The sequence below is a fragment of the Myroides marinus genome, assembly GCF_900109075.1.
Taxonomy (GTDB): domain Bacteria; phylum Bacteroidota; class Bacteroidia; order Flavobacteriales; family Flavobacteriaceae; genus Flavobacterium; species Flavobacterium marinum_A.
This window is the reverse complement of the sequence record NZ_FNYS01000001.1, coordinates 418137-440332: the sequence shown is the minus strand read 5'-3', so window position 1 is coordinate 440332 and position 22196 is coordinate 418137. Positions and strand designations below refer to the sequence as shown.

20 protein-coding genes are annotated in these 22196 nt (G+C 35.0%); 9 read left to right on the top strand and 11 right to left on the bottom strand.

Translation table 11 applies throughout. The features are described 5' to 3' along the window. Positions 1-15: 15 nt before the first annotated feature. From BMX53_RS02010 to BMX53_RS02000, 3 genes are all read left to right on the top strand, one after another. Positions 16-759, top strand: a complete 744-nt coding sequence (locus tag BMX53_RS02010) for a succinate dehydrogenase/fumarate reductase iron-sulfur subunit (RefSeq protein ID WP_038986990.1) — start codon at positions 16-18, stop codon at positions 757-759. Between the two features lie 137 nt (positions 760-896). After that, entirely contained in the window at positions 897-1739 is an 843-nt protein-coding gene (locus tag BMX53_RS02005; RefSeq protein ID WP_074744363.1) for an ion transporter, read from the top strand. Between the two features lie 42 nt (positions 1740-1781). Then, positions 1782-2549: a nitrilase family protein gene (locus tag BMX53_RS02000; RefSeq protein ID WP_074744361.1), complete on the top strand. Its 768-nt coding sequence runs from the start codon at positions 1782-1784 to the stop codon at positions 2547-2549. Between the two features lie 55 nt (positions 2550-2604). Here the strand turns inward: BMX53_RS02000 and BMX53_RS01995 are convergent, their stop codons facing one another. Continuing rightward, positions 2605-4209 carry an Ig-like domain-containing domain gene (locus BMX53_RS01995; protein WP_074744359.1) on the bottom strand — a complete coding sequence of 535 codons (1605 nt, stop codon included), beginning with the start codon at positions 4207-4209 and terminating at the stop codon, positions 2605-2607. 111 nt (positions 4210-4320) lie between these two features. Further along, entirely contained in the window at positions 4321-5004 is a 684-nt protein-coding gene (locus BMX53_RS01990) for a ComF family protein (protein WP_244154461.1), read from the bottom strand. 114 nt (positions 5005-5118) lie between these two features. On the opposite strand from BMX53_RS01990, the gene BMX53_RS01985 reads away from it, so the two are divergent. The 4 genes from BMX53_RS01985 to BMX53_RS01970 all read left to right on the top strand — a co-directional run bounded on the left by BMX53_RS01985 (position 5119) and on the right by BMX53_RS01970 (position 7949). After that, complete coding sequence (locus BMX53_RS01985) at positions 5119-5322, top strand: hypothetical protein (RefSeq protein WP_038985142.1); 204 nt, start codon at positions 5119-5121, stop codon at positions 5320-5322. After that, positions 5322-5708, top strand: a complete 387-nt coding sequence (locus BMX53_RS01980; RefSeq protein ID WP_074744357.1) for a YchJ family protein — start codon at positions 5322-5324, stop codon at positions 5706-5708. The genes BMX53_RS01985 and BMX53_RS01980 overlap by 1 nt, the downstream gene beginning before the upstream one ends. A gap of 69 nt (positions 5709-5777) precedes the next feature. Beyond that, positions 5778-7178: an aspartate ammonia-lyase gene (gene aspA / locus BMX53_RS01975; protein ID WP_038985139.1), complete on the top strand. Its 1401-nt coding sequence runs from the start codon at positions 5778-5780 to the stop codon at positions 7176-7178. 141 nt (positions 7179-7319) lie between these two features. After that, a complete protein-coding gene (locus BMX53_RS01970; protein ID WP_074744355.1) occupies positions 7320-7949 on the top strand; it encodes an NAD(P)H-binding protein in 630 nt (209 codons plus the stop codon). A 46-nt stretch (positions 7950-7995) separates the two neighbouring features. Here the strand turns inward: BMX53_RS01970 and BMX53_RS01965 are convergent, their stop codons facing one another. After that, a complete protein-coding gene (locus BMX53_RS01965) occupies positions 7996-8880 on the bottom strand; it encodes a hypothetical protein (RefSeq protein WP_063175092.1) in 885 nt (294 codons plus the stop codon). A gap of 155 nt (positions 8881-9035) precedes the next feature. Continuing rightward, positions 9036-9611: a YceI family protein gene (locus BMX53_RS01960; RefSeq protein ID WP_074744353.1), complete on the bottom strand. Its 576-nt coding sequence runs from the start codon at positions 9609-9611 to the stop codon at positions 9036-9038. A 615-nt stretch (positions 9612-10226) separates the two neighbouring features. On the opposite strand from BMX53_RS01960, the gene BMX53_RS01955 reads away from it, so the two are divergent. After that, entirely contained in the window at positions 10227-10658 is a 432-nt protein-coding gene (locus tag BMX53_RS01955; protein WP_074744351.1) for a hypothetical protein, read from the top strand. A 49-nt stretch (positions 10659-10707) separates the two neighbouring features. Here BMX53_RS01955 and BMX53_RS01950 read toward each other — a convergent pair whose 3' ends face one another. The 3 genes from BMX53_RS01950 to BMX53_RS01940 form a co-directional block, all read right to left on the bottom strand. After that, positions 10708-12252, bottom strand: a complete 1545-nt coding sequence (locus BMX53_RS01950; protein ID WP_038985128.1) for a glycine--tRNA ligase — start codon at positions 12250-12252, stop codon at positions 10708-10710. A 92-nt stretch (positions 12253-12344) separates the two neighbouring features. Further along, positions 12345-13085: an MUS/TUS/MOC family subclass B1 metallo-beta-lactamase gene (gene bla / locus BMX53_RS01945; RefSeq protein WP_074744349.1), complete on the bottom strand. Its 741-nt coding sequence runs from the start codon at positions 13083-13085 to the stop codon at positions 12345-12347. A gap of 28 nt (positions 13086-13113) precedes the next feature. Then, the gene (locus tag BMX53_RS01940) at positions 13114-14277 is read right to left on the bottom strand and encodes a pyridoxal phosphate-dependent aminotransferase (protein ID WP_074744347.1); all 1164 of its coding nucleotides are present in this window, start codon (positions 14275-14277) and stop codon (positions 13114-13116) included. 471 nt (positions 14278-14748) lie between these two features. Here BMX53_RS01940 and BMX53_RS01935 point away from each other — a divergent pair, with 471 nt between their 5' ends. After that, the gene (locus BMX53_RS01935) at positions 14749-15132 is read left to right on the top strand and encodes a DUF6591 domain-containing protein (protein ID WP_074744345.1); all 384 of its coding nucleotides are present in this window, start codon (positions 14749-14751) and stop codon (positions 15130-15132) included. A gap of 274 nt (positions 15133-15406) precedes the next feature. Here the strand turns inward: BMX53_RS01935 and BMX53_RS01930 are convergent, their stop codons facing one another. The 4 genes from BMX53_RS01930 to BMX53_RS01915 all read right to left on the bottom strand — a co-directional run bounded on the left by BMX53_RS01930 (position 15407) and on the right by BMX53_RS01915 (position 22075). Continuing rightward, on the bottom strand, positions 15407-16570 hold the full coding sequence (locus BMX53_RS01930) for an efflux RND transporter periplasmic adaptor subunit (RefSeq protein ID WP_074744343.1): 1164 nt from the start codon (positions 16568-16570) through the stop codon (positions 15407-15409). Between the two features lie 4 nt (positions 16571-16574). Next, the gene (locus tag BMX53_RS01925) at positions 16575-20924 is read right to left on the bottom strand and encodes a CusA/CzcA family heavy metal efflux RND transporter (RefSeq protein ID WP_074744341.1); all 4350 of its coding nucleotides are present in this window, start codon (positions 20922-20924) and stop codon (positions 16575-16577) included. Positions 20925-21023: 99 nt separating this feature from the next. After that, the gene (locus BMX53_RS01920) at positions 21024-21404 is read right to left on the bottom strand and encodes a hypothetical protein (RefSeq protein ID WP_242651176.1); all 381 of its coding nucleotides are present in this window, start codon (positions 21402-21404) and stop codon (positions 21024-21026) included. Between the two features lie 182 nt (positions 21405-21586). Then, positions 21587-22075: a hypothetical protein gene (locus BMX53_RS01915; protein ID WP_038985116.1), complete on the bottom strand. Its 489-nt coding sequence runs from the start codon at positions 22073-22075 to the stop codon at positions 21587-21589. Between the last annotated feature and the right edge of the window lie 121 nt (positions 22076-22196).

Here is a 22196-nt window from a genome sequence, read left to right as displayed (position 1 = left end):
AAAAATTCGATACAAATGAATCTTACACTTAAAATATGGCGTCAATCAAACGCTAAAGAACAAGGAAAAATGGTTGATTATAAAATCGCCAATGTTTCTCCTGATATGTCTTTCTTAGAAATGCTTGATGTATTAAACAACGAGTTAATCGAGAAAGGTGATGATCCTGTAGCTTTCGACCATGACTGTCGTGAGGGTATCTGTGGTATGTGTTCTTTATTCATTAATGGTGAAGCTCACGGACCAGATAGAGGAATTACTACTTGTCAGTTACACATGAGAAAGTTCAAAGATGGTGATACTATCTATATTGAGCCTTTTAGAGCTAAAGCTTTCCCAGTAATTAAAGACTTAGTAGTTGACCGTACTGCTTTTGATAAAATTCAACATGCAGGTGGTTTCATCTCTGTAAATACTTCAGGTAATACACAAGATGCTAACGCTATCCCAGTTCCTAAACATGACGCTGACCGTGCATTTGACGCAGCTACTTGTATTGGATGTGGTGCTTGTGTTGCTACATGTAAAAACTCTTCTGCTATGTTATTCGTATCTGCAAAAGTTTCTCAATTTGCTTTGTTACCACAAGGTAAAGTTGAAGCTGCAGACCGTGTATTAAACATGGTAGCTGAGATGGATGCTTTAGGTTTTGGTAACTGTACTAATACTGGAGCATGTGAAGTAGAATGTCCTAAAGGAATTTCTTTAGAGAACATCGCTCGTATGAACAGAGAATACTTAAAAGCAAGCTTGAAATAATAGTTTTTCTTGAAATAAATGAAAAAGCAGATATAGAAATATATCTGCTTTTTTTATGCTTTTATTTAAATGTTTAAAAAATGATATTTTTTACTTTTGTATTCTTGATTTTTTAAGATTCTAAAAGTAGAGAATAGATGAGGAATATAACTGTAAAACAAAAGATTTACAATCTTTTAAATAACGAATCCAACTCCTTTGGGAGTAAAGCTATACAAGGAGTTATCATTGTCTTGATTTTGTTAAATGCAGTTTCGTTAATCTTCGAATCTATACCAGAATTTAAAGCAGAATACGCCTTTTTCTTTGTGCGTTTTAATCTTTTCTCAGTAGCTTTCTTTTCAGTAGAGTATGTTTTGCGCATGTGGTCTATTACATGTGACAAACGATTTAATCAACCATTCTTAGGTAGATTAAAGTACACTTTTACTTCTATGCAGCTGATAGACCTATTTGCTATATTACCTTTTTATCTATCTTTTGTTAGTGTTGACTTACGTATTTTACGTTTATTACGTGTGTTTAGATTGTTACGCGTATTTAAAGTTGCTAAGTATGTTTCTGCATTGGCAATTGTGATGAGCGTATTTAAAAGAAAGGCAAGTGAATTAGCAATTGCAGCATTCTTATTAATATTTCTATTGCTTATAGCTTCTACAGCTATCTATTATGCGGAGAACTCTTCACAACCTGAGGCTTTTTCGAGTATTCCAGATTCTATGTGGTGGTCTGTTATTACCATTTGTACAGTTGGGTATGGAGATATTTATCCTGTTACAGTATTAGGGAAGTTAATAGGAGGAGTATTAGCTGTAATTGGTATTGGTTTTTTTGCCCTACCTACAGGTATTATATCATCAGGTTTTACAGAAGTATTGGATGAGCGAAAAGAAGCAAAAGCTTTAGCGGCTTTAAAAGCAAAAGAGAAAGATACTTTAGAGAGTTGCCCTTGTTGCGGTAGGCCTATCGATGAGATATAATTATTATGTGTACTTTTGAGATATAATCTCAGCAATACCCTTATGAAAATAGCAATGTTACAATCTCCACTAGCATGGGAGGATATAGAACAAAATAAAAAGCATTTCTTACAGCAGTTAAATAAGATTGAAGAAGGAACTGATCTTGTAGTACTACCAGAGATGTTCGTTTCGGGCTTTACAATGAATCCTGAGCGAGTTTATATAACTATGCAGGATAACTTTATAGCAGAACTACAATCGTCTTGTAGAGAGCATTTATTTGCCTTAATTGGGAGTGTTGTTATAAAGGAAGGCGAGTATTATTACAATAGACTCTTTTTTATCTCTGATAAAGGAGAAATAAGTACCTATGACAAGAGACACCTTTTTTCATTAGCAGGAGAAGAGAAAGTGTATAAAGCAGGAAAAGAAAGATTGATTGTAGAATATAGAGGGTGGAAGATATGCCCATTAGTGTGTTATGATCTTCGCTTTCCAGTATTTAGCCGTAATAATGACGAAGCTTATGACCTACTTATCTATGTAGCGAGCTGGCCAGATCAGCGTATTTATGCGTGGGATTCTTTATTAAAAGCAAGAGCTATTGAGAACATGAGCTACCTAGTAGCTGTGAATAGATGTGGAGTAGATGAGAATGATAACATATACACTGGTCATTCTCAAGCCTTAGATATGCTAGGAAAGTACTTAGTAGAACCTATAGAAGGAGAGCACATTACCTATATCATGTTAGATAAAGCAAAACAAGATAAGATAAGAAAGAGTTTTGGTGTATTAAGAGATGCAGATACTTTTACTATTGACTAGAACTTATAGAATAACTAAAAAGGCCTCTTTGTATTTTACAAAGAGGCCTTTTTAGTTATAAACTGATTTGTTCTTTTACATCCCAGTTAGCACGTACATCTATAGCTTCAGGGAAGTATACTGTTTCTTCTGGCTGTCTTCTGTCCCAGAAGTATCCTGTATCCCATTTACCATTTTTATTATCGTCATAGATAACTCTAATATAATATTTTCGAGGAGGTAAAAGCGTAAATTCAAATGTATTTGAACTCTCACTAGCCTGACTAGTAATTACCTTTTCTCTTTCGTCTAGAAGTTCTACAATTACAGGGAATCTCTTAAGTCCATGTAAAGTAAGAGTTAAGTTACCATAATCTGTATAAGCCATAGTCTTATTGTTAAGAACTATAGTATCATTAGCTTTATCAAAGAAGTCTGTAATGGCACCAGGTAATAATGTTGCTTTATAGTTATCTGATTCAGCTTTTTTAAACTTAAGATAAATCTTTTGTTCTTTTGTTTTGTTCTCTATAGTGAATGGCACTGCTACCGAATCCTTATCTAGGATAGTGATTAAGTCTTTGTTAATAGATTTTACAGGTGTTGTAGTCTCTACTAATAGATCAGATAAGAAATCTAGCGTACCCGATTTACCATTTACACTTAGCGAATCTATCTCTTTCATCTTAGGTCTAGGTTTCACTGTAAATGTCTTAGAGTAGTCACCTTTAGTAGCTACGAAGTGTAGAGAGTCAGCGTCTATCTTAGGGAACCATACCTGTAAGCTGTCTTTCTCAGGGAAATAAGTATAAGCACTAGGAATAGTTTTACCATCTTTTTTTACCTCAATCTTTGCATCATCAGGATTTCCAGAGTATGGTACATACCATTTATTTTGCGTTATCTGAGCAGGTCTAGCCGCTTCAAATTTCTCATCTGATTTGAACAGTGTTAAGTCAAATGTTTTATCAGTAGGTATTTCGATAGGTTCTTTTATGAATGCTATTTTGTCCTCATTAGGGTTAAATAAGAAGTTATTATTCTTATCCTTTAATGCCACTAAATAGTATTTACCAGCTCTGATATTCTCTATTGAGAAAGTCGTTAAGCTGTCTAGTGTATTAGTTACATACAATGGTTTTTGTTTGTATATAGTAGAGTCTTTAAACGTCTCAGCATCATATAACATCACGTTCACGAAGTTATCTGTCTTTAGCTGATGAGCAGACTTAATAGTTCCTGCTATTTTCAGTGAGTCAATGTAATCTCCAGTAGAGAAAATGTATTTAAACTGTTTAAGTACGTTACCCTCATTGTTATCTATGATAGCATCACCGAAGTTAAAGCTATAAGTAGTATTTGGTTTTAGTGAATCTATTAAGTTAATAGTTACTGTCTTTCTAGCATTACCCATAGGAGACACATCAGGCATATGTTCCATAGGAGGTGATATAATCAAGTTTTGATTTACGTTTTTAATCTTAACGAACTCGTCAAAATCAATAGTAATCTGTTTTTTGTCAAAATGAATAGAATGGTTCTTTGGATTACTACCAATCATTACAGGAGGAATAGTGTCCTTAGGACCTCCAGAAATAAAACCTCTTTTCGCACAGTTTGAAAATGTTATAAAGCTGAATATCGTAAAGCAAACAATAAAGTATATACGAAACTTAGACATAATTTTAATTTAAAAGACAAATTAACAACTATATTTTTTAGTTAGAAAATATCAGTTATTAAAACTTTTATAATCACCAGAAGCTATTGAATATTTAGGTAATATAAATGCTTAAATACTCCTAGCTAAGCACAGTATAGTGATTTTAGTATTAGGAATTTGTAGTAGTTTTTTACAACACGATTCTAGTGTGTTTCCAGTTGTTAATATATCATCTAGTAAGAGGAAGTGGTTGTCTTCTGTGGTTAATTGAGTCTGATCTACTTCGAACACCTCTTTTTTAGAACCCTTTCGCTGAAATCTATTCTTAGTTGTCTGAGACGAAGTCTTAATTGTTTTAATCAGTAGAGTATTGTTTATTTCTATGTTATAATGTGTGCTTATAGCCTTAGCGAAACCATCTACTTGATTATATCCTCTTGTCTTCTTTTTATTCTTGTGTAAGGGTACAGGTATGATAGCGGTAATATCAGTTAGTAAATTAGTATGACTAAGCAGATGGGCATATATATTACCTAAGAAGAAGCTAACCTCAGGGTGATTCTTATATTTTAAATTATGAATGAGTTGCTGTATCATTCCTCCTTTAGAGTAGAGAAGTAGAGAAGAGGCATGTTCTATAGGTACTTTACCATAGAACTTGTGCATAGAAGCATTATCTACTGTTAAGTGCTCTTGGCTAAATGGCAATTCATCTCTACACAATAAGCAGAGTATCTCTTCCGATTGGAGCAATAGATTAGAACAGCCTAAACAATTCTTAGGGAACAATACATTGAGAATATCTTTTATCATCAGTTTTAGTTAAGTGTTTGGCTTGACTATTGTATTTATTGCTAAAATTAGTGAGAAGGAAAACGTTCTAATTACTAATAACAAATATCTTTGCGATGAAATGAATGTTTTGAAATGAAAATAGAAGAAGTACAACAACAGATTATGCAATTGATGGTTTTGATTGCTCAGAATAAGAAATCAGAAGCCTCTACTGCAATAGAGAAAATAGAAGAAAGTATTAACGATGGATTAGACTTCGCTAAGACAGACGAAGAGGTAGTACATTGGGGTAAGTTCTTGAAAATAGTTGAAGAATTAAAACTAAAGCTAGCTTAATGGAATCAGACCAACAGTGCTATTGTTGTAGCGGTAAGACCTTTGTAGATTGTTGTCAACCTATAGTTACACTTAAGAAGGAAGCATCTACTGCAGAGGAGCTAATGCGTTCGCGTTATACTGCTTATGCATTGATTAACGCTACATATATCATTAATACTACACATCCTAAGACTAGACACTTTCACAGTAAGAAGGCTATACTACAGTGGGCTAAAGAGAACACTTGGCAACGACTAGAAGTGATTTCTAGTGAGGAGAGCCGTGTAGTGTTTAAAGCTCATTTTATGGATAGAGACGGAAATGTCTGTGTACATTATGAAGATTCTTTATTTGAGATGTTAGGCGGGAAGTGGTACTATGTTTCGGGGACATTCTCTGAATAAACCTAGAGATTAAGTGGCGTTAAGTAAAAATTACTTTGTAAATTAGTAGAAATATAAAACTGTATTATTATGAAAACAACCAGAGTTGAGAGTGATTTATTAGGAGAGTTACAGGTTCCTGTAAATGCTTATTACGGTGTACAGACACAGCGAGCTATTAACAACTTTAAGATATCTACGAGCAAATTATCAGATTATCCAGAGTTCGTAAAAGGATTAGCTGTTGTGAAATGGGCTGCTGCTAAAACAAATTTTGAATTAAACGTCCTAGACGAAAAAATATATAAAGTTATCGCTGACGTATGTCAGGAGATATTAGATGGTAAGTTACACGATGAGTTCCCTGTAGATATGATTCAGGGAGGTGCAGGTACTTCTGTAAATATGAATGCTAATGAAGTTATTGCTAATAGAGCAATTGAGATATTAGGATTCGAAAAAGGGGATTATACACACTGCTCACCTAATGATCACGTAAACTTGTCACAATCTACTAATGACGCATATCCTACAGCACTAAAAGTAGCTGTATTCGAAATGAATAAGAAGGTAGTAGCGAAATTAGAGTTATTAGTAAAAGGATTTGAAGCTAAAGCAGTAGAGTTCGAAAACATCATTAAGATGGGACGTACACAGCTTCAGGATGCGGTACCTATGACTTTAGGACAAGAGTTCGGTGGTTTTGCTTTTACATTGAAGAAAGAAATAGCAGCTCTTAATCAAGCTAGTCAAGCATTTTTAGAGGTAAATATGGGAGCTACAGCTATCGGTACTGGTCTTAATGCAGTACCAGGATATGCAGATCTATGTGCTAAGAATATGGCTTTACTAATGAAAGAACCAGTTACATCTGCAGAAAACTTAGTAGAGGCTACGTCTGACACTAGTGGTTTCGTAGCGTACTCAGGGGTACTTAAGAAAGTAGCAATTAAGTTATCTAAGATTTGTAATGACTTAAGACTTTTATCTTCAGGACCTCGTACTGGACTTAACGAAATTCAATTACCACCAATGCAACCGGGATCTTCTATTATGCCAGGTAAAGTGAATCCTGTTATTCCAGAAGTAGTAAACCAAGTATGTTTTAAAGTAATCGGTAATGATATGACTATCACGATGGCTTCTGAGGCAGCTCAGTTACAGTTAAACGTGATGGAGCCAGTATTAGCTCACACACTGATGGAATCTATGATCTGGATGGAGAATGCTATGCAGACATTAGTGGAGAAATGTGTAGTAGGTATCAAGGCTAATGTAGAGCACAATAAAGAACTAGTATTAGGTAGTATCGGTATTGTGACAGCATTAAACCCATATATTGGGTATAAAGCGAGTACTAAAATTGCTAAAGAAGCATTAGAGTCTGGACGTGGAGTATACGAGTTAGTATTAGAGCACAATTTATTGACTAAGGAGAAACTAGATGAGATCTTAGATCCTAAACATATGTTAGCTCCGCATACAATTTAATCTATCAATAGAATTAGATATAGAAAGTCTCCCTTAGGGAGACTTTTTTTATACTTATTTAAGTAACTTTTTAAATATCTGTTGTCTAAATAGAGATTGGTAAGTTTATTGTGGTAATATACTGAACTAAAGAAATTTATTATGAAAGCATTAGTCATTGGAGGTACTGGAGCAACTGGTAAAGTACTCGTACGTCAATTACTTTGTGACGATGATTTTCACGAAGTAGTTATTTTTATTCGAAAAGAATGGGATATACACCATCCTAAATTAGTTACTCACCTAGTAGATTTTGAACAAATCGACCAGTGGAAACATTTAATAGAAGGAGATATTGCCTTCAGTTGTCTTGGGACGACATTAAAGCAAGCAGGGAGTAAGAAGGCTCAGTGGCATATAGATTATGATTACGTAATGCAGTTCGCTCAGTATGCGAAGGCCAACAGAGTGAAGAACTTTGTACTCTTATCTGCTAAAGCTGCTTCTGATAAGAGTATGTTCTTTTACAGTAAGTTAAAAGGGACACTAGAGCGATCTATACTTAATCTTCGATTTGAGAATACTATTATCCTACGACCAGGGTTATTATTACGACCAGGCACCAATCGTATGGGTGAGCGTATAGCTGCTAAAGTTCTACAGTTCTTTAATTCTATGAGGTTGTTTATGAAGTATAAACCAATAGAAGTGGTTAAAGTAGCTAATCGTATGCGCAAAGAGGCAAAGAATGAATGCTGTCGTCGCCTAATTATAGAAAGTGATGAAATGTAAAAGGCTTATCTCTATGAGATAAGCCTTTTTATATTCGCTTATTATTTTATTTAAAGCTTGTTGCTATTTTTAGTAGAGCATCTGGATTCATTACCCCTTTAGTAACATCCATTAGTTTAATGTCGTGATCATCTCCTGTACCCGTGCTTAATGGAAGCTGTTGTGGTATTTTTGGAGTTTCACCGAATAGTGTTTGGTATAATACTATAGAGTTAACAAATACCGCATCGTTTAGCATGTGGCGAGATGAGTCTGTATGGCGTAATACATCTTTTCCATCTTTAATAGCTGTATAACCCTCTTTTCCTTCATAAGCAGCTCCTAGTACAGCCGAGAAGTTTAAGAATCCTGTATTAGGTAAAGCTTTAGCCACTGCTACACCATTATCTATTAGCATTGGTTGATAGTCTTTATAGTCTCTCTCATTGTATTCAAATGGAACTGTAAGCCCGTAAATATAAGTAGCTACACCAGGACTGTTTTTAATCACTTGATCATGTACATTCTTTGTATTGGCTTTATACTTATCAAGTTCTTGTATCGCTACAGGTGTTGCTTCTTGTAAGATTACATAGTCAAAGTAGTTACCATCTTTATCTGTTTGTCCAAATAGTTTATCAGCATCTTTTTGGTTTGCAGCGATGATCTTGTCAATGCTTACCCCCATTTCAAGTAATGATTTTACCTCTACCTGTTTATTGTTTTCTTTAGCTAGGGCTTCTAACATTTTTGGAAAACTAGCAAAGTATTCTGTATGGCTATTACCAACAAATAATATTCTAATAGGTCCTTCTGCTTTTGGTGCAGTTGGTTTAGCTACTAATTCTTTAGTTGCTTCTGTTGTCCCTTCTGTTTCTCCTTTTTTGTTTTTGTCCCCACAAGATGTCAGAACTAGTGCTCCAAATAGGGAGAATAATAAAACCTTTTTCATATAATTTTTATTAATGTGTTATTTTATAACGCATTATGAGGGTAGTTTGTTGTTTTGGGTATAGATAAATGTTTTTAGTCTAATTGAAAAATAGAAAAGGCTTCACAGATAATTACTGCGAAGCCTTCTTGGGAAATTAAGTATGTATAAAAGGATTATTTCACTTGATTAAACTCTAAGTTTACATTAATCTTTACATCTTTAGCGATAGCTTGTCCTGATGGATCATATGCTACACCGAAGTCAAAACGGTTAATAGTAGTAGATGCTTGGAATCCTAATTTAGTATTTCCTTGACCATCGTCTTTTAATAGACCACCATAAGTAAGGTTAAACGTTACTGGTTTAGTGATATCTCTAATTGTTAAGTTACCTTCTAATTTGTATTGATCTTTACCTACTTTTTTGATTGACTTACTTTCGAATGTCATTGTAGGGAACTTCTCTACTCCGAAGAAATCATTTGTTTTTAAGTGGTTGTCACGCATCTCGATAGATGTGTTCACACTGTTCATATCTACAGAAAACTTAAATGTACCTTTTGTTAAGTCTTCAGGATTACCTTCGAATGTTCCTGTGTATTTATCAAAACGACCATCTACGAATGAGATTCCTAAGTGTTTCACTGAGAAGTTTAAGAATGAGTGGTAGTTATCTACATTCCATTTTGTTTGTGCGAATGATGCAACTGAGAATAATGTTGCTACGAATAATAATGCTATTTTTTTCATGATAATAATTTTTATTGTTTTGTTATCTGATACAAATGTAGTACCACATTTAGCTCTAAGCACTTAACCTACATTAAGAAGAGTTTTTAGAGTGGTATGATTTTATTCAATTGAGTAAAATAGATCAGTATTAATATAATGAATTATTTTTAAATAACATAATTACAGTATTTTACATTTGTTTTGTCATTTTAAGAAAGGAATGAGAGTAGGTTTTTGACCTGTTTTGAACTCATTTGGAGATAATGACCTGATATGCTCTTTTTGAGCAAATTAGAAGTGTGGTTTTTGATGTAATTTGCTATAAATGAGATATGTGTGAAATTTAATTTTAAGTTTGTTTTGATAGTGTTCGGAAAATAGTAGTGTTTACTTGGGATAGAAGGTTGTTTTGTAAACCGTAGCAAACTCGTACCCAAACCATCACCTATTAAAGATGTACAAAAATCTTAACCCAAAGGCAAATAAAAAGCTGGTGATATTTAAATAGTGATAGTAATTAAAGATAAAGTACAAGTAAGGATAATGATAAATAAATATCTTAGTGTAGCGTGTTAGTAGTTGAATACTAAATACTTATTGCAACTAATTAATAATTAAAATTTTGTTGAGAGTATGAGAAAATTAAAAAAATGGGAATGTTTTTCGCTGTTGTGTCTAACCCATTACTATCTGTTACATCTTATATTTATATTATTGATGTTCGTAGAAAATGGAAGGACAATAGATGTAGAGGCTTTGTTTTTTCTGTTTATATTGGGACCATTTTCTCTGATGATTTTAAGGTGGTATTTTATCCTTCCTACTGTAATTTTGATGCTTGTGATTACATCATATCGTAAGAATATAATACAGGCTTATTGGTGTTCTATAGGGAGTTATCTGATAGTGTTGGTTTTATTTTTTTTAGGTGATGATTTGATACCTTGTTTGGCGTCGAATGTTGTGACTGTGGGTGTAGTGACAGCTATATTCTGGAAGGCGTGTAAGAGATTAGAAATAGAGAGTAGGGATGAAGAAGCGTTGGAACTTAATAATAATATATAAAAAAAGCGGCTCCGATAAGGAGCCGATTTAGTATATAGTATCCTGAGGATTACTTCATTTTCTTTAACCAGTTTCTCATAGATACTTCGTTCTCTATGATGTTTTTAAGATCAGCAATTGCTACACGATCTTGTTTCATCGTGTCACGGTGACGGATAGTAACCGTTTTGTCTTCTAATGACTGGTGGTCAACAGTAATACAGAATGGTGTACCTAATGCATCAGCACGACGGTAACGACGACCTACTGCATCTTTTTCATCATAGGCTACATTAAAGTCCCATTTAAGCTCTTCGATTATCTCTTGTGCAAGTTCTGGAAGACCATCTTTCTTAACTAATGGTAATACAGCAGCTTTAGTTGGAGCTAATACTGAAGGTAATCTTAATACTGTACGTGTAGTACCGTCTTCTAACGTTTCTTCTACTAAAGATTTAGAGAATACAGATAAGAACATACGGTCAAGACCTACTGAAGTTTCTACTACGTAAGGTACATAAGAAGTGTTAGTCTCGTTGTCAAAGAACTGTAGTTTCTTACCAGAGAACTTCTCATGTGCTTTAAGGTCAAAGTCAGTACGTGAGTGAATACCTTCTAATTCTTTAAATCCGAATGGGAAGTTAAACTCGATATCTGTAGCAGCATTAGCATAGTGTGCTAATTTCTCATGGTCGTGGAAACGGTAGTTCTCAGCTCCCATACCTAATGATAAGTGCCATTTATGACGAGTCTCTTTCCAGTACTCATAGTACTTCATTTCTTCACCTGGTTTTACAAAGAATTGCATCTCCATTTGTTCGAACTCACGCATACGGAAGATAAACTGACGAGCTACAATCTCGTTACGGAATGCCTTACCTGTCTGAGCGATACCGAAAGGAATCTTCATACGTCCTGTTTTCTGTACGTTTAGGAAGTTTACGAAGATACCTTGTGCTGTCTCAGGACGTAAGTATAAGTCCATAGCAGTATCTGCTGATGCTCCTAACTTAGTACCGAACATAAGGTTAAACTGACGTACCTCAGTCCAGTTTTTAGAACCAGTCTCTGGGTCAGCAATCTCTAACTCTTCGATAAGAGCTTTAACGTCTGCTAAATCTCCAGTATCAAGACCTTTAGCCATACGCTCTAAGATCTCTTTTTTCTTCGCTAAGTATTCTACTACACGAGGGTTAGTAGCTACGAATTGTTCTTCGTCAAAAGATTCTCCAAAGCGTTTCTTTGCTTTTTCGATCTCTTTTTGAGCTTTTTGGTATAATTTTTCACAGTAGTCTTCGATAAGAACGTCTGCTCTATATCTTTTCTTACTGTCTTTGTTGTCAATTAATGGGTCATTAAACGCATCTACGTGTCCAGAAGCTTTCCAAGTGGTAGGATGCATAAAAATTGAGGCATCAATTCCTACAATATTTTCGTGCATTTGTACCATAGATTTCCACCAGTACTCGCGAATGTTTTTCTTTAACTCCACACCGTTTTGAGCGTAGTCATATACTGCGCTTAAACCATCGTATATTTCGCTCGAAGGAAATATATATCCATACTCCTTAGCATGCGAAACAACGTTCTTAAAAATATCATCTTGTTTTGCCATAGTGCAAAAGTAATAAAAGACTTTAAGATTAGAAACTTCGCTACAAGCTATTTGTCGTTAATAATCTTAAGTTTATTGGTTTACTATTATAATTACTTGTTTTTTATTGAATTTTGTTGAGCGTATGCAGACAAAATGCGTTCTGTGTTCTCTATATGCCCAGACATATCCCATGCATCATGTCCAGGGATTACTTGTTTAGCTTCGCTAAACTTGCGTTTAACTACCTCAATAGTCTTCGGCCAATCTGCTACATTGCCATCTTCTATATTACCTATTGTTGTAGCTTCTGCACTTTTAATTAAGCAGCCTCCGTAAAGAATCTTCTCTTTAGGAAACCATACTACAGTATTGTCTTTAGAGTGACCTTCTCCTAAGAAGTATACAGCTAGCTTTTCTTTGCCGAATGTAAACTGTTTTTCTCGACCGAAGGTGTGTAGTGCCTGTGGCTCATTGCGATCCTTCAATATATCATTTGTCAACGAATAAGTGTAAGTCTGTGCTCCTAGTTTATTAAAGTAGTCTAATCCACCAGAACGATCCTCGTGAAAGTGAGTAGTGATTACCCACTTTACATCTTTATGATGTTCCTCTTTAATGTGATTTACTAAAGGTTCATACTGGTCTTTATCCCATGGGGTATCTATAAGTATAGCTCCTTCGTCAGTCAATACATATAGAGCATTAGAGGAATAAGATATTCCTTTAAACTCTTGATATGTGGTATAGACATACATATGTTCATTAAGCTTCTCTATCTTTAGTTTGTCAGATTGGGCGTGTGCTACTGTGGCACATATTAACAGGGCTACAGTGCTTAATATTTTTCGCATAGAATGTATTTGTTTAAAAAAGATGAGCTTATACCCATCCTTTCTTTTTGAATTTTTTGATTACTGCTAAGAATTGGTTCATTTCGTCCGGTGTACCTAAGGTTACTCTGCTCCACTGCATAAGAGGAGGGAATGGACGTCCAATTGTGATGCCTTCTGCTGCCATACCTTCGATATATTGTTTTTGATCACACTTAACTTGGTGAAACAAGAAGTTACCTTGACTAGGAAGGTATTTAATATCTAGTGCATCAAATGCCTCTGTGGTCATCGCTAGTGAATTAGAGTTCATCGCTCTACTCTGTTGGATAAACGCTGAGTCCTTTAGTGAGGCTGTACCTGCTACTGCAGTAGGCATACTAATATTAAGTATCGCCATAAATGGTACTAACTCTTTAGCTACTTTCTCTGTAGACAGACCGTATCCTAAGCGCATACCTGCCATAGCGAATATCTTAGAGAATGTGCGTAGGACAATAACATTATCTCTGCCTTCTCTAATGAATGATGTACCACTCACGAAGTTCTTATCAGTGATATATTCAGCGTAAGCTTCGTCTACCATAAAGTAGTTTTTATCAGCATTAGCTCCTTTTACCCAATCCGCAATAGTAGCTGATGAGGTAAGTGTACCTGTAGGATTATTAGGGTTACACAAGTAAACAATAGAAATACCATCAAAGCTATCTGCTGCCTGCTTCATCTTAGTGATATCCATACAGAAGTTAGTATCTAATGGAATACTTACCACAGGAATACCCATTCCCTGAGCGTGATCTGCTGCTAAGAAGAATGAAGGATGAGGTGTGATAAGCTGTATCTTTTGTCCTTTTTGAGTAGCTTTATATACTTGTTGGTTAACTACAGCTCTGATTACATCAGATGATCCCACACCTAATGTTACTTGTTTAGTGTCGATCTTAAAGGCTTCGGCGATGGTCTGTTGTAATTTTTCTATATAACTGTCAGGATATCGATTCACATTAGATAAAACGTCAACAATGGCATTCTTTGCTTTAGGAGATAAACCTAGGCTATTCTCGTTATAATGCAATAAAAGAGGATGGTCAGTCGATGCTGTGCCATCTGTATCAGTGATTGTACTTAACGTATTTGTTGCTGCAAATCCTTGTGTAAGGATACTTCCTGCGAACAACGTACCTGAAATTTTTAATAGATCACGTCTGTTCATAGTGAATTAAAATTACTGTGTTATGTAAATAGGAAAAGCCTTAATCAACAGACTAAGGCATTGAATGAATAAAGTTAGTGTATCTAAATCGAATAAAAGACATTATTTTGACGTTTTTTGATATTTTTTTTTCATTTTGAAGCAGTGTTTTTCTCTTTTGTGAAGAAAAAAGGGAATAAACGGGAGGAGAAAGTAATCAGTTAGTTGTCTTTTTTACTCTTTTTCTTGTTTAGGTCTACTTGTGTATAGGTATTGAGTTTATTGAGGTCTATAGTGAATATGAGTGTTTTTTAGATTGGTGTTTTAGGTGTTTTATTGAATATTTGAAAATATTTTTGCCTAAATACATTGTTGTTGGTTAATTTATGTTAAATTTATACTGCTCTTAGGTGATAACATATACTGTGTTTTTGCAGTAGAAAATAGAGGCTATTATCTCAAGGGAACGTTTAATTAATTAAATAATCAGATATGAAAAAGATTACGTTTATGGTTTTAGGAATGGCTGCTATGATAGCTGTTTCTTGTGGTGAGAAAAAAGATGCTCCTAAAGAAGGAGAAGCTGCAACAACTGAGGCTCCTGCTGAAGCTCCTGCAAAAGAGGAAGCATCTGCTGCTACTGGGTACGATGCAGTATTAGATAAATATGAAAAAATCGCTGATGAGCATATCGCTTTGATGAAAAAAGTACAAGCTGGTGATACTGCTGCTGTAGCTGACGCTACTAAAGTAAGTGAGGAATTAATGAAAATCGCTGAGGAGTTACAAAAAACTGACCCAACGACTATCACTAAAGAGCAAACTGCTAGATTCCAAGCTATCGCTGAGAAATATCAAAAAGCTTTAATGCCTTAATTAGCACTTTATAAAAGTATATTTAAGAAAGCACTATCCTATTGGATGGTGCTTTTTTTGTATCTATGTGATAGATAGTGTCCTATTAGTTGTGATCATATTAAGTCATTTATGTTCATAAGTAGCCATATAGGTCACTATTTAGATTAGGATATTAGTAGAACGATAGCTTTGTGGTATCGTTCTTTGACATATTGTTTATAAATGATGTAGGGATAAAATAAAAACAGGAGCCACTAATCAATAGTGACTCCTGATATATACTGAGATTATTCTATTCCTCTTCTTCTGTATTCTTTAATTTCATCAGTAGGGTATAGGCTCCTTTAGTAACAATCTTTTTATTCGTTAGAATCTCTGGATTGGTGATTTGGATATACCCATTTTCTTTAGGACCTACTTTTATTGCTGTCATCTCATAGGTCTGTTTGTTTGTTTCTATGAACACATAGTTTTGCCCTTCAAAATAAACAACACTATCTTCAGGTAAGGCTTTAGCTACTACTGAGTGTGTATCTATGTCTGCATTCATATACATACCTGGTACGAGCTTTTTATCAAACTCTTCAAAGTGGCAGTGTACTTCTGATACTCCTTCTGTATTGACATCCATACTGATTAGTACTATCTCTCCTTCGTACTTTTTGTCAGGAGAACCATTCGTATAACTCACTACGCGCTGTCCTACTTCTAGTTTGTCTAAGTCTTTCTCATACACTTTAAGGTTAAGGTGTATATCGCTAGGATTGATGAGTTCAAACATAACGTCTGATGGAGTTACATACTTACCAACATTGACTAGTACTGTACTTACAAATCCGTTTATAGGGCTGTAGATATTAATTGTTCTACTAATTTTGTTATGTGTTAGTGATGCAGGGTTGATATTAATTAAACTTAACTGTTGTGCTAATGCGTTCATCGTGATGCGTTGATTATTCATCTCTGCTTGTGCTATTTGCATTACTTTATCACTACTCGCTTGACTAGCATTTAGGTCTTTCTGACGGTTGTAGTCTAACTTTGCAAATTCGTATTTGTCCTTAGCGATAAGGTAGTTTTGCTGTAATTGGATGTACTGTGGATCTTCCATAGTAGCTATAAGTTCCCCTTTCTTAATGTGCATACCAGGTAGTAACTTCGTGTTTTTAAGGTATCCGCCCAGTGGATTAGTTACTGAGATTAAGTTTTGAGGAGGTACATCTATCTTACCATTTAGCTTTAGTGTTGTTGCTATTTGACGTTCACTTAGAGAACCTGTCTCTATAGTAGTATTCTTCATCTGTGCATCTGTTAGATGTACAGTAGTAGTGTTCTCTTCTACCACTTGAGTAGGTTCATCAGTAGTTTGTTCTTTCTTACATTGAGTAAAAAGGACTGTACTTCCCACAGCTAGTGTTAGAGCAAACAGTCTTGTATTTATATATTTAGAAAACATAGTCTTAATTATTAGAAGTTAGGTAGTTGATTTGGATGATATTGTCATTGTACATTTTTAGTGTGTCTAAGTATCTGTTGACAGTCTCAAGTGCTTGATTTATTAACATCACATACTCTAAATAGTTAATGTCTCCGTTGATGAATTGTAATTGAGCTGTCTTAGTGATTGTTTCAGAGTTTTTAAAAGAGAAACTTTCATAATTAGTCAATATCTGTAGATTGCTCTGATGAGATGTTAACAACTGTTGATAACGTGTGTTCATCATATCTCTAGTAGCTGTATAATCAGCATCTGCTACTTCCTCTGCTATCTTAGCGCTCTTAATACGATTGCGCTGACCACTAGTGAATATAGGTAGTGACACCCCTACTTGGAATGAGTGGAAGCGATTACCTCTATCATAGTATACATCATTAGCTGCTACTCCCATAAAGCTACTGTTGTTATAAGCTGCTTGTAGGTTAGGCAGTTGTTTTGATCGCTCTAGCTTCGTCTGTTCTTGTGCTATTATCTTTTGGTTTTCGATAAGCTGTAATACAGGATTAGTAGCTAGGTCAGTTTCTAGATCAGAAAGTTCTAACTTTTTGTCTTGCATCGTAGGCATAATATCTTCTGATGTATTTAGTAGATATTGTAGTTGTACTTGAATTAGCTTCTTCGTTTTCTGTACTTCACCTAACTGTGCTTGTATACTCATCTGTTGGTTTTGGGCAGTTGTTTTCTCTAAGATATTACTCTCACCTTTTTGTAATCTTAGAGAGGCTTTGCTGTAGAAGTTAGCATATAAGCTATCTGCACGAAGTAAAAGGGCTTCTTTCTCTTGCCAGTACATATAGTCATAAAAACTTTGTGTTACAGCTTTCTTTAGTTCGTATGTCTTTAAATCTAGATTGAAGATACTCTGTTGGTATTCGGCTTTATAGACATTCTTTTGTTTGCTATAAACTGTTGGGAAAGCAAAGTCTTGTACTATACCAAATTTGTTATCTGTGTATGGTCCGTTTATTTGTCCGAACTCACCTGTTATAGTAGTCTGAGGAATATCTGTAGCTGTGTTAATAAATGCCTTAGCGTATTCTGTTCTCAACTTTTCAGCACGTATAGTATTGTTGTTTTCTATAGCTTGAGACAATGCAGACTCTATAGTAATTGGAGTCTGTGCTTGAGCAGAGAAACCTAATCCTAAGAATAGGGCAATAGCTGTGATGGCTTTTTTCTTTTTCATAAAACTGAAGTTTAATTTTTGTTCGAATGTGATGTATAACATCGGTAATACAAATAAAGTTAGGAAGGTAGCTAATAGCAATCCTCCAATAACCACTGTAGCTAATGGGCGCTGTACTTCCGCACCTGCACCATTACTCAATGCCATAGGTAAGAAACCAAATGACGCAACACAAGCAGTCATTAGTACCGGACGCAAACGTGAGGTAGCACCTCTAACGACGATAAGTGGCATATTCTTAATTCCTGATTTATGTATTCTGTTGAATTCGGCAATTAGTACAATACCGTTTAAAACTGCTACCCCAAATAAGGCAATAAAACCAACACCTGCGCTTATACTAAAAGGCATTCCTCTTAATGCAAGTAAGAATACTCCACCTATGATAGATAGAGGAATGGCTGTGAATATCATTAAACATTCTCTAATATCTCTAAAGGCGAAGAATAGCAATAAGAAGATAAGCACTAAGGCTAAAGGTACTGCAATAGCAAGGCGTGCTTTAGCTTCGTTTAAGTTTTCGAATTGTCCTCCATAAGTTATTTGATATCCTGTAGGTAGTTTGATCTGAGTCTCTATTTTGTTTTGTAGTTCTTCTACAATACTCTGTACGTCTCTATCTTTTACGTTAAAACCTACGAAGATTCTACGTTGTGCATTTTCACGTTGGATTTGATTAGGCCCTTCTTTTATTTCAATAGTAGCCAACTGGTTTAGGGGTACTTGTGTTCCTAGAGGCGTTGAGATTAGTAGGTTCTGGATATCAGATAGATTCTTACGATTAGTTTCGTCCATACGAACAACCATATCAAAGCGTCTTTCGCCTTCATAAACCATACCTGTACTCTGTCCTGCAAGTGATGAATTGACAATTCTGTTTATCTCAGAGATTGATAGCTTATAACGTGCAATAGCTGGTCTGTTGTACTCTATCATTAACTGAGGCATACCCGTTACTGGTTCTACATATAGATTGATAGCTCCTTTTACTGTATTAGCGATATTGCCAATCTTACCCGCAACGTTTGCTAAAGTGTCTAGGTTTTCACCAAATACTTTTACTACAACATCTTGTCTCGCACCTGTCATTAATTCGTTGAAACGCATCTGTACAGGGAACTGAAAACCAACAGTTACTCCAGGTACTTCCTCTAGCTCTTTAGTCATCTTCTCTGCCAGTTCTGGAAAGGTTTCAGCTGAGGTCCATTCACTCTTGTCTTTTAGGATTACCATCATATCACTGGCATCCATAGGCATAGGATCTGTAGGTACCTCTGCACTACCTATCTTAGTTACTACTTTCTCTACTTCAGGGAAACGAGTCTTTAGAATATGGGCAGTCTTTTGAGTACTTTCTATTGTGGTGGTAAGGTTACTTCCAGTAAGTACTCTGGTCTCTACTGCGAAATCTCCTTCTTCTAATGAAGGGATAAACTCTCCTCCTAAAGTTGATAGAATGTATAATGCAGAGATAAAAAGGACAGCAACTACTGAATAGATAATCTTCGGTATAGACAATACTTTTAGAAGGCAATGTTGATAAAAAGCTTCTACACGATTCATAATACGCTCTGATAAGTTGGGCTTATGAGTTACTTTGCGACTCATAATCAATGAACTCATCATCGGTACGTACGTTAGGGATAAGATGAATGCCCCTAATAGTGCAAAAGCAACTGTCTGTGCCATTGGTTTAAACATCTTACCTTCGATACCTTCTAGGGTTAGGATAGGAATATATACAATAAGAATAATAATCTGACCAAATACAGCACTGTTCATCATCTTAGATGCTGAGTGGACTACAGTCTTGTTCATATCATCTTGTGATAGTTTATTCATTGACTTGTACCTCGCATTATGGGAGAACTGGTGGAGGACAGCTTCTACGATAATAACTGCTCCATCAATGATAAGACCAAAGTCAAGGGCTCCTAAACTCATTAAGTTACCACTTACTCCGAATAGGTTCATCATACAGATGGCAAATAACATAGCCAGTGGAATGATAGAAGCAACAAGTAGACCTGCTCTCATATTTCCTAAGAATAGGACTAATACAAATACTACAATTAATGCTCCTTCTGTTAAGTTTCGCTCTACTGTACCGATGGCATTGTTAACCATTTTAGTACGGTCAAGGAATGGTTCTATTACTACTCCTTCTGGTAAAGTCTTTTGTATTTCGGCTACTTTTAGTTTGACGTCTTTGATTACGTCATTACTGTTTTCACCTTTAAGCATCATTACTACAGCTCCGGATACTTCTCCTTTATCGTTAAAAGTCATTGCTCCGTAGCGGGTAGCGTGTCCTATCTGTACTTTAGCTACATCTCGGACAAGTAGAGGTACTTCTGTGTTTCTAGAAGTAACAGCTATATTTTCTATATCTTCGATAGTGCCTACTAACCCTTCTGTGCGAATGTATAATACAGTTGGGCCTTTCTCAATATATGCACCTCCTGTGTTTTCGTTATTGTTTTCTAGTGCTGTAAATACATCATTGATAGTAATGCCATAAGCGTCTAATTTGTTTGCGTTTACAGCTATTTCATACTGTTTTAGCTTTCCTCCAAAACTACTTACTTCAGCAACTCCTTTTACAGATAGTAGCTGACGACGTACTACCCAATCTTGGATAGAGCGTAACTCTGTTAGATCATATTTGTTTTCATAGCCATCAAGAGGTCTTACTACGTATTGGTATATTTCACCTAGTCCTGTAGAAATAGGGCCGAGCTCTGGTTGTCCAATGTCTTGTGGAATATCAGCTTTTATTTGGTTAAGACGTTCACTTACTTGTTGTCTTGCCCAATAAACATCGACGTCTTCTTCAAAGACAATAGTTACTAAAGAAAGACCAAAGCGAGAGAAGCTTCGCATATTTTTAATACCTGGAATATTGCTGTTAGCCTGCTCTATTGGAAAAGTTACTAATCGTTCTATATCTGTGGCTCCATAAGAAGGAGCTACTGTGATTACTTGTACTTGGTTATCTGTGATGTCTGGTACAGCATCAATAGGAAGTTTCGTTGTCTGGTATATACCAACACCGATTAGAGCTAATACAAATAGCCCAATGATGAGTTTATTCTTTACAGAAAACTCAATTATTTTGTTTAACATGATTTATTCTGTTAATACGTTAATATTGTGTGGATTACATAGATTATTTGTTCATAACTGATACAGTATGAACAATAGACTATTACTCGATATTAGGTATTAACAATACTTCGGCGGTTGCCAAATAGAAGATAGGTAGTTGCTTTCAATTTGATCTTCATTGAAAGCATGTATTTTATTATCAAGCGTATTAAACTTAATACGTTCAATTTTTAGAATAGGTGTAGGAGCTACGATAGCTACTATACTTATAAAATGTGTGTGAGTAACGAAAGGAAGTTTCTCATCCATAGGATCTCCTTCTTCTTTATGACTTTCGCTATAGTGTATTTGTAAGAATCCCCAAAGTGTTAATTCAGGATTATGTGATGTGTGCTCAATGTAATGTTCAACCAATAGCGGAAACTTCAACACCTGGCCTAGTTCAGTTGTCGAAATTAAGAATAGCGTCATTAAAAATAAGGCAATCTTGCTTCTCACTTTAATTGATTGTTTATTAATTAAGTAGTACAAAGTTATTAATTCTTTGTAGAATTATGCTGCAAGGTAGTAATTTGTATTTATTCAAAGTAAATATACTACGTACTTCTAATAAAAATCTAATAAAATATTCTAGAGCATAAAAAACACCTAGTCAATAGGTGTTCTTTATATGTTATTAATTAGTCTTCTAAGAAGAAATCTTCATCAAAGTCATATTCTTTATTAAAGAATACTGAATCGCTGTTGATTGCCTCAAAGTGACTATTTATCTTATCTAAAGTATAAATAGTTTCTAGTTGATGCCAATGCTCTCTAGTTAAAGGTAAGAAAGCTAAGGTATCAGAACCATCCGATATCTTGCAGAAGCGAATCTCATAGTCAGGCATTAGAATACTGTTTAACCAGATAATAGTATCATCTCGATCCACTATAATATGTGTGTATTCTTTGCTGTCATAGATAACCTTTAATAGAAGTTGATCATTAGGTTGATCTTCTATAGACGCAGTTAGATGACCAGTCAGAAGGCATTTCTCTATGTACTCAACTATAGCATCATCATAGTCACTCCAGTCTACCCAAATAACTAGGTCGCTTTGTAAGGAATGAAAGTCTTCATAAAGTTCGGTTTCGAAGTATTTTTCTAAGAGTTGTATTTTGTTCTGCATATAGTGTGGTTAAACGTTAATCTCATTATTAGGATTCTTCTCTCTAATTTACGCCAAAATAGAATGAAATAAAAGAAAGATGATTGTTTTAATCTAAAAGATGTCCCTTTTGAATGTTTTC

What these genes read in the sequence shown, in the direction of transcription:
- BMX53_RS02010 (WP_038986990.1), top strand. Translation starts at nt 16, where the DNA reads ATGAATCTTACACTTAAAATATGGCGTCAATCAAACGCTAAAGAACAA.
- BMX53_RS01980 (WP_074744357.1), top strand. Translation starts at nt 5,322, where the DNA reads ATGGAATCAGACCAACAGTGCTATTGTTGTAGCGGTAAGACCTTTGTA.
- BMX53_RS01930 (WP_074744343.1), bottom strand. Translation starts at nt 16,570, where the DNA reads ATGTTTTCTAAATATATAAATACAAGACTGTTTGCTCTAACACTAGCT.
- BMX53_RS01960 (WP_074744353.1), bottom strand. Translation starts at nt 9,611, where the DNA reads ATGAAAAAAATAGCATTATTATTCGTAGCAACATTATTCTCAGTTGCA.
- aspA (WP_038985139.1), top strand. Translation starts at nt 5,778, where the DNA reads ATGAAAACAACCAGAGTTGAGAGTGATTTATTAGGAGAGTTACAGGTT.
- BMX53_RS01950 (WP_038985128.1), bottom strand. Translation starts at nt 12,252, where the DNA reads ATGGCAAAACAAGATGATATTTTTAAGAACGTTGTTTCGCATGCTAAG.
- BMX53_RS01985 (WP_038985142.1), top strand. Translation starts at nt 5,119, where the DNA reads ATGAAAATAGAAGAAGTACAACAACAGATTATGCAATTGATGGTTTTG.
- BMX53_RS01995 (WP_074744359.1), bottom strand. Translation starts at nt 4,209, where the DNA reads ATGTCTAAGTTTCGTATATACTTTATTGTTTGCTTTACGATATTCAGC.
- BMX53_RS01940 (WP_074744347.1), bottom strand. Translation starts at nt 14,277, where the DNA reads ATGAACAGACGTGATCTATTAAAAATTTCAGGTACGTTGTTCGCAGGA.
- BMX53_RS01970 (WP_074744355.1), top strand. Translation starts at nt 7,320, where the DNA reads ATGAAAGCATTAGTCATTGGAGGTACTGGAGCAACTGGTAAAGTACTC.
- BMX53_RS01990 (WP_244154461.1), bottom strand. Translation starts at nt 5,004, where the DNA reads ATGATAAAAGATATTCTCAATGTATTGTTCCCTAAGAATTGTTTAGGC.
- bla (WP_074744349.1), bottom strand. Translation starts at nt 13,085, where the DNA reads ATGCGAAAAATATTAAGCACTGTAGCCCTGTTAATATGTGCCACAGTA.
- BMX53_RS02005 (WP_074744363.1), top strand. Translation starts at nt 897, where the DNA reads ATGAGGAATATAACTGTAAAACAAAAGATTTACAATCTTTTAAATAAC.
- BMX53_RS01925 (WP_074744341.1), bottom strand. Translation starts at nt 20,924, where the DNA reads ATGTTAAACAAAATAATTGAGTTTTCTGTAAAGAATAAACTCATCATT.
- BMX53_RS01965 (WP_063175092.1), bottom strand. Translation starts at nt 8,880, where the DNA reads ATGAAAAAGGTTTTATTATTCTCCCTATTTGGAGCACTAGTTCTGACA.
- BMX53_RS01915 (WP_038985116.1), bottom strand. Translation starts at nt 22,075, where the DNA reads ATGCAGAACAAAATACAACTCTTAGAAAAATACTTCGAAACCGAACTT.
- BMX53_RS02000 (WP_074744361.1), top strand. Translation starts at nt 1,782, where the DNA reads ATGAAAATAGCAATGTTACAATCTCCACTAGCATGGGAGGATATAGAA.
- BMX53_RS01935 (WP_074744345.1), top strand. Translation starts at nt 14,749, where the DNA reads ATGAAAAAGATTACGTTTATGGTTTTAGGAATGGCTGCTATGATAGCT.
- BMX53_RS01955 (WP_074744351.1), top strand. Translation starts at nt 10,227, where the DNA reads ATGAGAAAATTAAAAAAATGGGAATGTTTTTCGCTGTTGTGTCTAACC.